General features: G+C 36.1%; 12 protein-coding genes and 1 pseudogene. 11 read left to right on the top strand and 2 right to left on the bottom strand.

All coding sequences use genetic code 11. The features are described 5' to 3' along the window. Positions 1 to 205 precede the first annotated feature (205 nt). Positions 206 to 487: a hypothetical protein gene (locus IIC38_07150; protein MCH8125720.1), complete on the top strand. Its 282-nt coding sequence runs from the start codon at positions 206 to 208 to the stop codon at positions 485 to 487. A gap of 102 nt (positions 488 to 589) precedes the next feature. Here the strand turns inward: IIC38_07150 and IIC38_07145 are convergent, their stop codons facing one another. Next, positions 590 to 1,741, bottom strand: coding sequence for a DUF819 family protein (locus IIC38_07145; GenBank protein ID MCH8125719.1), 1,152 nt, complete (start codon positions 1,739 to 1,741; stop codon positions 590 to 592). A gap of 286 nt (positions 1,742 to 2,027) precedes the next feature. Here IIC38_07145 and IIC38_07140 point away from each other — a divergent pair, with 286 nt between their 5' ends. Together IIC38_07140 and IIC38_07135 are read left to right on the top strand one after the other, a co-directional pair. Continuing rightward, a complete protein-coding gene (locus tag IIC38_07140) occupies positions 2,028 to 2,270 on the top strand; it encodes an Arc family DNA-binding protein (protein ID MCH8125718.1) in 243 nt (80 codons plus the stop codon). Beyond that, positions 2,267 to 2,670, top strand: a pseudogene (locus IIC38_07135) (type II toxin-antitoxin system VapC family toxin). The gene IIC38_07140 and the pseudogene IIC38_07135 overlap by 4 nt, the downstream one beginning before the upstream one ends. A gap of 435 nt (positions 2,671 to 3,105) precedes the next feature. On the opposite strand, the gene IIC38_07130 reads toward IIC38_07135, so the two are convergent. Further along, positions 3,106 to 3,414, bottom strand: coding sequence for a LytTR family transcriptional regulator (locus IIC38_07130; GenBank protein ID MCH8125717.1), 309 nt, complete (start codon positions 3,412 to 3,414; stop codon positions 3,106 to 3,108). An 85-nt stretch (positions 3,415 to 3,499) separates the two neighbouring features. On the opposite strand from IIC38_07130, the gene IIC38_07125 reads away from it, so the two are divergent. The 8 genes from IIC38_07125 (at position 3,500) to IIC38_07090 (ending at position 12,645) form a co-directional block, all read left to right on the top strand. Further along, positions 3,500 to 3,775, top strand: a complete 276-nt coding sequence (locus tag IIC38_07125) for a hypothetical protein (protein MCH8125716.1) — start codon at positions 3,500 to 3,502, stop codon at positions 3,773 to 3,775. A gap of 579 nt (positions 3,776 to 4,354) precedes the next feature. After that, positions 4,355 to 5,626: a sigma-54-dependent Fis family transcriptional regulator gene (locus IIC38_07120; GenBank protein ID MCH8125715.1), complete on the top strand. Its 1,272-nt coding sequence runs from the start codon at positions 4,355 to 4,357 to the stop codon at positions 5,624 to 5,626. 631 nt (positions 5,627 to 6,257) lie between these two features. After that, positions 6,258 to 7,511, top strand: coding sequence for a sigma-54-dependent Fis family transcriptional regulator (locus IIC38_07115; GenBank protein MCH8125714.1), 1,254 nt, complete (start codon positions 6,258 to 6,260; stop codon positions 7,509 to 7,511). A 367-nt stretch (positions 7,512 to 7,878) separates the two neighbouring features. Continuing rightward, on the top strand, positions 7,879 to 8,145 hold the full coding sequence (locus tag IIC38_07110) for a hypothetical protein (protein MCH8125713.1): 267 nt from the start codon (positions 7,879 to 7,881) through the stop codon (positions 8,143 to 8,145). A gap of 303 nt (positions 8,146 to 8,448) precedes the next feature. Then, positions 8,449 to 9,225, top strand: a complete 777-nt coding sequence (locus tag IIC38_07105) for a polysaccharide biosynthesis/export family protein (GenBank protein ID MCH8125712.1) — start codon at positions 8,449 to 8,451, stop codon at positions 9,223 to 9,225. An 8-nt stretch (positions 9,226 to 9,233) separates the two neighbouring features. Next, entirely contained in the window at positions 9,234 to 10,670 is a 1,437-nt protein-coding gene (locus tag IIC38_07100) for a GumC family protein (protein ID MCH8125711.1), read from the top strand. A 184-nt stretch (positions 10,671 to 10,854) separates the two neighbouring features. Next, positions 10,855 to 11,565, top strand: a complete 711-nt coding sequence (locus tag IIC38_07095) for an AAA family ATPase (GenBank protein MCH8125710.1) — start codon at positions 10,855 to 10,857, stop codon at positions 11,563 to 11,565. A gap of 75 nt (positions 11,566 to 11,640) precedes the next feature. Continuing rightward, on the top strand, positions 11,641 to 12,645 hold the full coding sequence (locus IIC38_07090) for a CpsD/CapB family tyrosine-protein kinase (GenBank protein MCH8125709.1): 1,005 nt from the start codon (positions 11,641 to 11,643) through the stop codon (positions 12,643 to 12,645). The last annotated feature ends 13 nt before the right edge of the window (positions 12,646 to 12,658 follow it).

The raw sequence follows: 12,658 nt of genomic DNA, 5'->3' as shown, positions 1-12,658 counted from the left end.
CAGGCGCTAACCAAGTAATGGAACCTGAGAATTTTCCGCATGGTGTCTTATGGTATTGGCAGCGATTCCCGGCTAAGGAAATGGGACTTGAGTGGGGCAGCTTGCGGGATCATGGTCTGGCCGTGCTTTATCCGATAATCGTTCTCGGAACGATTACGCTTATCGTCTTCCTGCTTGGGGCCGTGGACCTCGGTGGTGGCGCTGATTGGGAGAAGGCCGGCCTCAACATGGCGCTCATGAGTTCCGTGGGTGTCATTATGGTCCTTCTTACGGAGGAAAGCTTCGGGGCTGGTTGTGGGCTTCCCTCAAACGGGCAGGTCTAAATGAGTTGCAGGTTCTAATCTGGACCAGCATCGCTTTTTCGCTTTGGCACATTTCCGCCGTCTCGCTCGAAAAGGAGAATCAGACAAACAATAGTAGTATCTATATCTTGACTATTCCACCGGATCGCCACCGCCGCCTTGAGAGCTTGGAAACTTACCATTAACAGGGCGATAAACAGTGCAAAACCGCTGGCAAAAACAAATAACCACAAATCGATATTTGTCGGTTTAGATAAAATTTTGTTATTTGTGATTTGGTTATTATTTCATCCTAGAAATCCTTTCATCATATTCGCAACTATAAGCCCCAAATAACTTCCCACAGCATACCCCAGTAATCCCGCTGCTATTCCAGGCAGGAATCGATCCGTATAGCCCCTGGCGCTTGCCAAAGCCATGGCTGATGCAGGTCCGCCGACATTTGCCTGGGAGGCCACAGCCAAAGTGCCGGCATCGATTCGAAAGAGGCGGCCAACGCCGAAAATGAATATGCCATGAATGGTTACCGTGCCGATGGCAAAGTAAAATACCGCCGGCCCGACACTGATGATGTTTGCAATAACGGATTGAGCGCCATTACTCGCCAGGAACAACAGCAACAGGTAATTGCCCAACATCGCACTGCCCGACAACTTTTTAATGGCAGGTATTTGAGCAGCAAGGAGTGCAATGGTAGTTAACCACAGGACTTGTGGAAAGAATGAAAACCACGAGGCTAACAAGCTTGAACCCCACAGTGCCCCGATTGCGATTGCAGCCAAAGCTGCAAAATGCAGCAGTGGAACGGATCTGCCGCTGCTGTAAAGTGACCGCGCCAGGGTGAACTCCTCCACCTCTTGAGAATCTGGTTTGGTCTGAACTTCTTTATCAGCATTGGCGTTTTTTCTTCCCAGGAAAAGCGGCGCCGATAAACAAGCCACCATCCAGATAGCAGTAACCAGAACATCCGCTGCGATGGCCGCCGAGAACAAATAGCTGCTGGTGCCAAGCGCCTGTCCTACCGCCGCGAAGTTCAAACCGCCGCCGGTATAGGTGCCGGTGAACTGGCCGGTCAATTTCCAGGTTTCCTCGCCGATGGATGAAGCCAATATGGAGCCCATGATCACAGCGCCGATGGCCGTACCTACAGCGCCGATACCAAACGCCTTAAGCATCACCGGACCGGCTTTGCGGATCGAGCTAATATCCACACTGAGTAAGATGAGAACGATACCGGCGCTTACAATGGGTCCGACCAATATCTCATACGCGGTAGAATTACCAGGCAAAATGCCAACATTGGAGAGCACCATGGCAAATAGAATCCCGACCAGCGCCGCTCCAAGCGAACGGAACATCCTGTAACGCTCCTCAAGCCAGATAGCAATAAAAACAACAACTGCAAGAATAAAGATTATTGTGATTGGATCTGATACCATAGTTTTCTCCGCGTTGAGGATTTGGTGTTAGAAATAGGGTTGTTTTAGATAGGTACCAAGGACTAATTTTTAAGATAAAAGTCAAGGGGAAAATAATTTTGATGGGTGGGAAATCTAGTTCTGAGTCAGTGTCAAAAATATTCAACTAAAATCATTGGATTTTTACAATTGCCAATGGGTCTCAAATAAGTCGGTCTTGTGTAAACGAAATAGTTTTGAAATTTTCCTTAGTTTATCATAGTTTCCAAAATGGCACCATTATGGTATAAATTTATGAGGTAATAAAATGCATAACATCACAATAAAAAATGTTCCTGAAGAGTTATATGAAAAAATTAAAATTACCGCCAAGGAAAATCGAAGAAGTATCAACAATGAAATTATAAAACGATTGGGGGATTCCTTAAGTAGTAAAAAAATTGACATCAAAAACTTGTTTTCTACACTTGACAATTTTTATAAAAATACAAATATACCCCCACTTACTGACGCAATAATAAATGAGGCAAAAGAAGAGGGTAGAAAATGATAGTCGTAGATACGAATATAATATCATATCTATTTATTCAAGGCCAAAAAACTGAAATTGTAAAACAAATATTAACCAAGGATTCTGATTGGATTGCTCCAATTTTTGGAGAAGTGAATTTGTAAGCGTTTTATCTTTATATATCCGTAAAAAATACTTAACAGTTCAACAAGAAACATTTCTAATTCAACAAGCCGAAAATATGATGGTAGATTCTGAATATGAAGTTAATTCTGGTAAAATTCTTGAATTAGTCAATCAATCAAAGTGTTCATCTTACGATTGTGAATATATCGCATTAGCTGAAGACATTAATGTTCCATTAGTGACTCGAGATAAAAGAATTATCCGTGAATTTCCAACTAAAGCCACGTCTGTAGAGAAGTTTTTGAAATCTTAGTGAATTCAATCCTGTCTATTGTCAAAAATATCCAAAAAGTATTCATTCATTCCATGATGATCGAAACTTATTTGTTTGTTAGAATGGTTATTGTGCCTATGACAAAATAGAACACCGCAGGTCCAATATTGATAATGTTTGCTATACGGTTTGGGCGCCATTACTCGCAAGAAACAGTAGCAGCAGGTAATTCCCCAACATGGCGCTAATGAGAACGATACCGGCGCTTACAATGTTTTCTCCGCGTCGAGGATTTGGTGTTAGAAATGGGGTTGTTTTAGATAGGTATCGAGGACTAATTTTTAGGTTAAAAGTCAAGGAGAAAATGGCTTTGGTGGGGAAATACGATTATGATTTTATTAAAGATCATGACTTCCTGCCGTCCTCCAACACCCCCAACACGTCCTTCCCAAACCGTCTTGCAACTGGAATGGATCAATCATGCTTTTGCAATAAAAGCCTATATCCATTCGCATTTCCCGTTATCGAGTTTACCTTCCTTAAATTGATAATAAATGAACGATGGCAGCAAACAATGAAAGAAAATGGAATTTGTTGTTCCAATCTCTTTAAACTGGACCGAAGCAGCGTTTCTTTGACCCCGGTATTTTCTCGCCAAAGGTTTTTATTGAAAGAAGAATTTGGAATGTTTGTACTGTTTCTTGGATAAATAACAAGCAAAGGGTAAGAGATGTGGGATAAAAAAAATCTTAAAACCTGGAGATTACCAAAATGTCCTTTCAAATATTAACTATACCCATGCCATTTACGTCTTATGTATATTATTAGCCTTTAACATTCCTATCTGAACATTTGAAAGGACATTGCAATGAAACGCGTTTGCTATTATTTATTGTCTATATTGCTGTTCACAATAACTGGCGCTAATGTTGTTACTGCATATAAATCCAATGGCGGTGAGAAAGTTACCACAAGAGTCTCCCTAATGAAATTCCAAAAGCTTTCACAGCCATCCGAATTGATGCAATTCTCGATGACCAGCATGGCAGAATGCATTGCACCTGGAATTAAATTACGAAATTCGAACTGGGGACCTACAAGTTTTCAGTATTCGTTTCATTTCCATTGCTTATTGCATGACTAGTGTAATTCAAAATTAGATGTTACTGTCCTAAATCAAACTTGCTATACTGAGGTGACCATATTTTAATGTAACTTTTGTAACGTTTCCAGGTCCTTTAAATCCGGTGCAAAGATACTTTAGCCGTTTTACATAACTATATCCATTTTGGTAATACAATAGTATAATAACTAATATTTTTGAAATAAAAATATAGATTATGATAGAAATTATTCTTCTAAAATGATCAACATATCTTTAATTATATCAACCACTTAGTCCGACTATATGAAATTAAAATAACGATAAATATCAATTTGGCATTATTCTTGCCCTGTTAGTTGTTAATTGCGCCTTTTTTGTTAACAGAAAAATTAAAAAGAAAATGTTTGGTTATTAAATAGCAAACTAGGAGGGCGGAAGTTTTTCGCTACTCTACCTAGGAATGAATTGAGTATTGGCTTATTAATCTCGCATATCGATATCAAATAAATATTTGTTATGATAAAAAATAAGTTTTTTATCCTAGATTCATGCAGTCATAATACTTCAGATATGTTGATTTCCATCTTGCAATCCAATTTCGACTGTGAAAATCAATTAGTGAAGCCAAACCAAATACAGGAATTTAACAATAGTAGCAAACCTGATATTTACTTTTGGATTAAAGATGAGAAGGATAATGAAAATTTTACATTAGTTAACACATTTAAATCTATTCCAAGTATAGGTGTAATTTGCACCAAAGATTCGAAAGCAAAAAGAGATTGGTCTTTAATATCAGGAATTGATGATTTTATCTTTACACCTCTTAGAAAAACTGAGATTATTTACCGCGTTATGCGTTTTATTGGTTCAGTGAACAGTGAAGAGAGAGAAGTAGCGAAGAAAAATATTCTACAAAAAGTAGGAATCTCACGGTTAATTGGCCAGGATCCAGTTTTTCTGGACAGAATATCAAAAATCCCCAAAGTTGCAGATTGTGATGTAACCATTTTGCTGGCAGGTGAAACAGGTGTGGGAAAAGAAGTGTGTGCACGAGCGATTCATTATCTCAGTAAAAGGTCTGACAAACCATTTATTCCGGTTAACTGTGGTGCAATTCCCACGAATTTAATAGAAAATGAATTATTTGGCCACAAAAAAGGAGCATTTACCGACGCCCAAAGCAATCAATATGGTCTAATTGCTGAAGCTTCTGGGGGCACATTATTTCTTGATGAAATCGATAGCCTTTCGCTGGATTCCCAGAGTAAAATCCTTCGATTACTTCAGGATAAGATCTATCGACCGCTTGGCCAATCGAAAGATATCAAAGCCAATATCAGGGTGATCGGAGCAACAAATGCAGATCTAAAACAGCAGATTAAAAAAAACTTGTTTCGTGAGGATCTATTTTACCGTTTTACAATTACCTTAAAATTACCAGCATTGCGAGAAAGAGCAAGTGACATCCCCTTATTAGCTAATTCTTTTTTAAAAAAATATCTTAAGGAATTCGACCGGGAACATAAATCACTTTCCCCGTCAGCCTTACAAAAGCTTATGATTTATCATTGGCCTGGAAATATTCGGGAACTCGAGAACATCATTCAACAAGCGATTCTACTCAATCCAGGCTCTGTCATTACACCTCACAATATTCACATCCAAGATCCATCCACAAATATAACTAATGACGAACTATCATTTAGTAAAGCTAAGAGGATGGCGTTAGAACAATTTGAGAAGGATTATTTAACACGTTTGCTTATTTCTTATAACGGAAACGTATCCCGTGCCGCTAATAAAGCGCAGAAAGACCGAGGGGATTTTAGTAAATTAATGAAAAAATTTAACCTTAACCGAAAGGCCTTCCTGAAACATCAATCTTGACTTTTCAAAAATATATTTTCCTTCTACTTTAATACGAATTGACAGATAAAGATAGTGACTGTGGGATTTTCACCCCATTGTTAACCATAAGGATAACAAGAATTTAAACCAGTACTTCAATAAAGCTCTGAGGGGTAATAACCACACTTTCTATAATCAAAAATATTTTGTCAGTCTCATAAGTTATATATTTATAATTACTTACAGAATATTTATTATTTTGGCATGTGAATTGCTAGATTGAAGCCTCAGTTACAAACCCGGATTTTCAAAACAAATATTCGTTTACAATAATTAAGGATAAAAATGCCAAATCACTCAACCCTCGCCTATTCTACTTTGAGTTAACGACTACATGATCCAACCGTATAGGATACATTCGAGGCATAACCGACTAGTGGATAATGAACGAGAAATTTTCTTATTACCAATCCTCTCAAGACACCTCCGTGTCTGAGTCATTTAAATACAAAGAGTTAGAAGAAAGCGATAAAAACTGCGACAATCTATGCCGAAAATAAATTTTCTAGTTTTGAACGACTGCAGTGACCACACTGCCAAACATTTGTGCTCCATTTTAGATTCGAATATTAATTGTGAAATTCAATTCGTTGTGAGTTCTCAATCACATATGGATACATTCAATGAAAAACAATTTGATTTGTTTTTTTACGTCATTGATCGAAATTGTTACAATGAACTCTCCCACGAAAATAATCTTGCAGCTGTACCTGGAATTGTTGTTCTATGTGGCAGCGAAGATCAGACCTTAGCTGAAAACCGTTCAATACCATTTGCAGATGATTTTATCACAACCCCCTTGAGAGAGATTGAGGTGGTTTACCGCATAAAGTGGTTGATAAATAAAGTCAACAGTGAAAAAAAATCATTAGCTAGAAAAAACATCTTACAGAAAGCAGGTCATTCACAGCTCATTGGTCAGGATCCAATTTTTATTGAGAGTATATCAAATATTCCACAAGTATCAGACTGCGATGCAACCATTCTCTTGACAGGTGAAACTGGTGTTGGCAAAGAATTGTGTGCAAGAGCCATTCATTTTCTAAGTAATAGATCAAATCAACCATTCATTTCGGTTAACTGTGGTGCAATTCCCACAAGCCTTATTGAGAATGAGCTATTTGGCCACCGCAAGGGAGCATTTACCAGTGCACACAATAATCAGAATGGGATTGTTGCAGAAGCCGAAGGAGGCACTTTATTTCTGGATGAAATCGATAGTCTACCTCTTGAAGCTCAAAGCAAACTACTTCGATTACTCCAAGACAAAACCTATCGACCACTAGGTCAAACCAAGGACATCAAGGCTAATATTCGGGTTATGGGTGCAACCAATGTAGATTTAAGACAACATACTCAACAGAACAGGTTTCGTGAAGATCTATTCTATCGTTTTACAATTACACTGAAATTACCTGCATTACGTGAAAGGGCAGGTGACATACCGCTATTAGCTAAATGTTTTTTAAAAAAGTATCAAAAAAACATTGGTCGGAGAAATAAAACTCTTTCTTTGGCTGCACTTCAGAAACTTATGATGTATAGTTGGCCCGGGAATATTCGTGAACTTGAAAATATCATACAACAGGCTATTCTTCTTTCTCCAAGTCCGATCATCGCACCTCAGAATATCGAAATTCAAGATTTTCCCTTTTCCATAGAAAAAAAAGAATTGTCATTTGTCGAAGCCAAAAGAATCGCCGTTGAGAAATTTGAGAGGGGTTATGTAACACGCTTGCTTCTTTCTCATCAGTGCAACTTAACGCAAGCAGCTAAAAAAGCTAAAAAAGATCGTGGTGATTTTAGCAGATTAGTAAAAAAACTCAACCTTAATCCAAAATTCAAAGAGCCACAACTTCAATGAAATTTAGCAAAATAAAATTATTCCACTTTTATTTTTCGTTGTTAATTTTAACACAGTCTATGAAAAATAATGAAAAAATAGGATTCATCCATAAAATTCTTGTGGCATTTTACTAATTTTACTGTGGGTTAATTCACATGTCAATTAACAAATTAAAAATAAATGACTTATAGACATTTAATGGATTTAATCGTGGGTATAACACCACACTTGAAAATATTTTATGTCAAATCAACACATCCATTATTCATTAAATATCAAGTAGTTAAACCATATTTTATATTTTGGCATATGAATTGCGAGACCTTAATTTGATCACAAAAATGCAATTTCACCTTGAACTGTCTTGAACTGTGAGGGACTATTAATGAATGATGAGCAAATAGTTGCCTTTTCCATTTTGCATTACCTTGTCAAACAACCTAGAGCCAAAGATACTCTGCAAGGGATTTCAGAGTGGTGGATATTGAAAGAACAGATTTTTCAATCTGTGGAAGGCATTAGTAAAGCCCTTGATCTATTAATATCCAAAGGATTTGTAGTCGTAATAGAATACGAGAATCAGGAAAAATATTATCAGTTAAATGAGGCAAAGTTTCCAGAAATTAAAAAGATACTAGACGAGCTAAAATAGAATTTTCGCAGTGTTTTGAAGTGTTAGCGAATACGAATAACATTGCTTGAACAGTAAATACATATTTCAGCTCTTAAATCTAAGAGGACAAATAGATTTGAGGGTAATTCTAATTTGATGAACTAAAGCTACGCGATTTTGCAAATGGGACTTACGTGGCGGAGCTATTTTTACAGGTTAAAAATGATCACTTTTCTAGTTTAACGAATAGCCCATATCCTAAACTGAAGTAAATTGATATTAAAGATTCTATCGAAAAAACTAGTTTAACATATTTGTCTATTTAAAACTAATCAAAAACTAATGTCCTTAAAATTAATTATTGTTTTTAGAATTATTTCAACCTTCTTATGCTTTAACTCAATTGTATTCATAAGTTGTTCGGTAAGTCCGAGAGTACAAAATCCTCAAACCAGTGCTATTGAAAATCCATTATTAACTGCACCCTTGTATATTGCGGGTACCATACCTGAATACAAATTAGGTTTTGGAGATGTAATTAATATAAAGTTCTTTCGAAATACTCAGTTTGATGAAACAGTAATCATTAGACCCGATGGTAGAATTAGCTTGCCGAAAGTAGGAGAGCTACTTGTTTCGGGTATGACACCTGCCCAAGTAGACAGTATTATTACCAAAACTTACTCAGAGTTCGTTCTTGAGCCGGATGTAACTGTAATTGTTCGTCAGTTTGGCAACTACCAAGTTTATGTTTTGGGAGAAGTCAACTCTCCAGGTAGTTATCCCATTACAAGCGACATGACTGTTTTGCAAGCACTAGCGGTTGCGGGCGGCCCCAAAGATTCTGCAGAATTGAGTAGCGTCATTGTGTTGAGGCGCAGTGACAAGAACATAGTCGAGGATATCAAAATTGATAAAGTTGATTTAAATAAATCTGTTCATGCTAAGAGCCGATCAGATGTAACACAAAACGATATTTTAATTCAGCCCAAGGATATTATTTTCGTACCAAAAACGTTTATTGCTAATATATCCGATTTTATGAGACAAGTATATACGGGATTCCTACCTCCTTTAGATCTTTACCTTAGAGCAATATTATTCTATGATAGAAAATAATATCAAAGATGATAATTAATGAATATAATAATGGAGTTTTTAAGGATAGAACGGCATCATTACTAAACTTTATTACGATAGTTTGCAAGCGTTTTAATATAGTGCTTGTAGTGTTTTTCTCAGTTGTAATTTCAGCAACTTTTGTTAGTTTTATGACAACCCCAATTTTTAAAGCTTCATCAAAAATATTGATTGAAAGGAAAGATAATTCAGACAAAGCGTTTTTTTTTCGTATGAATTTACCTAGAAATTATGAAACCTATGATTGGATAAAATCAGAAATTGAAATCATAAAAAGTTATCCAATAGCTTCCCGTGTGGTCAATGATTTAATACTAGAGAAAATCGACCAAACTAGCTCAATATTAACTAGAAAAGAGATTTTCGAACAAGAAGTAGAAAATTTTCTTGTAAATTTGAAAGTTGAGAATGCAAGGAATAGCAACGTTATAGAAGTCAGTTATAAATCCAAGGATCAATCATTAGTTGCACCAATCGTTGATAAAGTCATTGAAACTTATCAAATCTATCGTTCTGAAATCTATGAGGAGTTTGACACTTATCAATTTTTCGAAGAACAAATGACAATAACAGATAAAACCTTGCGAGAATTGGAGCAAAGTCAAGCTTCTTATAAGCGTCGTGAAGAAATGATTTCTCCCAAAACACAAGTTGATATCCTACTATTAAAATTATCAGATTACGAAAAGAGCATGACAGCTGTCCTTACAAAGCGTATTGGTAAAGAGGCAAAACTCGAGGTGATTAAAGAACAATTGACCATGGATTCAGAAATCAATATTCCATTTACAGAAGTGAGTGAGGGTAACAGCCGGGAACTTTATATTGCTAAACTAAAAGGGGAACTTTTAGATAAAAAAATTCAAAAAGAACAATTATTACAAAGATTCAAACCTACATATGGGGAGATAATTGATTTGGAAAAAATTATTGCTATTACAAAGAAGCACATAAAAAGAGAGGTACTAGATATCATTGAACAAGAAGAAGCATCAATCCAAGCCCTTCAAGCTGAAGAGGAAGCACTACAAAAACTAATTAATAAAATAAACGAGAAAATTAAGCAGTTCGCTCAAAAAGAATACGAACTAACCCAACTAAGTCGCGGGATAGATGAGAACCGTGAAGTCTATTCCATATTATTGAAACAGCGCGAAGAAGCAAGAATTTCTTTAGCTAAAACACAAAAAGGTGTGAAGATCATGGTCATTAACCCTGCAATTGAGCCTAAGAATCCAATCAGCCCGAATAAAAAACTTAATGTAACCTTGGCTAGTTTTTTAGGTTTATTAACTGGAATCGGGATCGCGTTTTTGGTAGAATATTTTAGTAACTCCATTAGTACAGATCAAGAACTTAAAAAATTTACAGGGTTAAAAGTGTTAGGGTCTGTAAAAGAGCATAACGAAGTGGGTAAATTGTAATTAGTTATTTTTTAGTCATGCTATATTTTTCAAAACTACCTTTCAACAATCAAATGTTAAAATCAACTAAAGATATAAACCCATGTACTTAGATTTTTATGGCATAAAGGAGAAACCCTTTACTTTATCGCCAGATCCAAGATATCTGTTTTACAGTCACTGGCACAAGGAGGCACTTTCTCAAATGATTTATGCGATTACTCAGCAACATGGCTATATGGTTTTAACCGGTGATGTGGGAACTGGAAAAACGACCTTGATTAATGCATTGTTACATTGCTTGCCAAAAAACCTATCGATATGCAAAATCAATCATACAATTTTAAGCCCAAAAGCCTTAATTCAAATCATATGCAGAGAGTTTGGAATTGATATTAAGAATAAATCCCAGGTAGAATTGACCTTCGAACTTCATGAATATTTAGAATCGAACCATAGAGCTGGAAAAAAATCTATCCTTATATTAGATGAAGCACAAAATTTAGGTGAAAATGTTCTTGAAGAGATACGATTATTATCAAACTTTGAGGCTGAGCAAGAAAAATTCCTCCAAATAATATTAGTTGGTCAACCAGAATTAGATGTTAAACTAAGCAATATGAAGTTACGCCAATTACTAGAGAGGGTTAGTTTCAAATTTCGACTAGAGCGACTTAATCTTGAAGAAACAAGAAGTTATATCAATCTTCGACTTAAAGTAGCTGGAAGCCAAAATGGATCAGAATTATTTGAAACAGACTCTATTAATAAAATCCACTTCCTTTCAGGAGGTGTTCCACGTTGTATTAATATACTATGTGATCACGCACTTTTGGAGGGTTATCTGACAAACTCTTACATTATTAATTCCCGGATGATTAAAAGTATGGGGTTCGAGGATGCAATTATCTACTGAACAAATGATTAATAGAATACATGACGAAGATAGAGAAGATGTTTTTTCAAAATCAGAAGATGTAGGGTTTGTTTGGTGAGCTTTGTCCATAAAGCCTTAAAAAAGGCACTAGAAGAAGGAAAATTAGATCCTCGACTATTGCCCTGGGAGCAATCTAATTCAAATTGCCATATTTTTCAAAAAGTTTCAAGTAATGGAAATGGTTCATCTTTAAAAAATGCTGAAAGTAATTCAAAAAGAAATTCTCAAAAACTTCCAACCGCAATCAATTCTGAAATAGATAACTTCAGAAAAAACGGCAATAATAAAAGAACCTCTAGTAATCATTTGAACAATATACCATCTGGGATGCTAAATGAAATTAAGCGAATTGTTGAAAACATACTTTCCTCAGCCAAAGATAAAAAACTTCAAGTCATCGGTTTTACCAGTGCAGTTCCAAAAGAAGGGACATCTACTCTGCTAAGCATAATTTCTTTAATGATCTCGGAAGGCCAAAGTAATTATAACAGGACTTTGGGTTTGAAAAATAAATTTAGGAGCACAATTAAGGAACAAAATGATCAAAAAAAACAAGGTACAATAGTAATCGATTCTCAATTCACAAATCCATCTCTCCACAAGATATTTAATGTCTCTTCCGAACTTGGACTTTACGATTTGTTAATGGACGAACCATGTTGGTCCCCTGATGGCAAGCTCTCATTGAATTCTATAGTAAGGAATATTTCAACCTCTAGTTTGAAATTACTAACCGTCGGGCAAAAAGACTGGAAAGCAACAAGTCAAATTAATACCGAGATGTTCAAATCTATTTTGGGAAAAATAAAACACCAATTCGAATTGGTATTTATCGATATTCCCTCTCTACTTACCCATGCTGAAGGGATTACAATTAGCAAACTCTGCGATGGAGTTGTGTTAATAATACAAGCCGAACAGACAGGTTGGCATGATTTAGTAGATGCAAAACAACTCTTAGAAGACGCCAATGTAAATATTTTAGGTGGCGTACTGAATAGAAAGAAGCATCACTTAGGAGATAATTTATCGCAGATTGTGAAGAATTCATTTTCTTAGTGACAATTTGAAG

Source organism: candidate division KSB1 bacterium (genome assembly GCA_022566355.1).
Lineage (GTDB): Bacteria > Zhuqueibacterota > JdFR-76 > JdFR-76 > DREG01 > JADFJB01.
Note: the sequence above shows the minus strand (reverse complement) of the source record. Positions and strands in the feature narration are given on the sequence as shown.

What these genes read in the sequence shown, in the direction of transcription:
- IIC38_07145 (MCH8125719.1), bottom strand. Translation starts at nt 1,741, where the DNA reads ATGGTATCAGATCCAATCACAATAATCTTTATTCTTGCAGTTGTTGTT.
- IIC38_07140 (MCH8125718.1), top strand. Translation starts at nt 2,028, where the DNA reads ATGCATAACATCACAATAAAAAATGTTCCTGAAGAGTTATATGAAAAA.
- IIC38_07125 (MCH8125716.1), top strand. Translation starts at nt 3,500, where the DNA reads ATGAAACGCGTTTGCTATTATTTATTGTCTATATTGCTGTTCACAATA.
- IIC38_07115 (MCH8125714.1), top strand. Translation starts at nt 6,258, where the DNA reads ATGGATACATTCAATGAAAAACAATTTGATTTGTTTTTTTACGTCATT.
- IIC38_07110 (MCH8125713.1), top strand. Translation starts at nt 7,879, where the DNA reads ATGAATGATGAGCAAATAGTTGCCTTTTCCATTTTGCATTACCTTGTC.
- IIC38_07105 (MCH8125712.1), top strand. Translation starts at nt 8,449, where the DNA reads ATGTCCTTAAAATTAATTATTGTTTTTAGAATTATTTCAACCTTCTTA.
- IIC38_07100 (MCH8125711.1), top strand. Translation starts at nt 9,234, where the DNA reads ATGATAATTAATGAATATAATAATGGAGTTTTTAAGGATAGAACGGCA.
- IIC38_07095 (MCH8125710.1), top strand. Translation starts at nt 10,855, where the DNA reads ATGATTTATGCGATTACTCAGCAACATGGCTATATGGTTTTAACCGGT.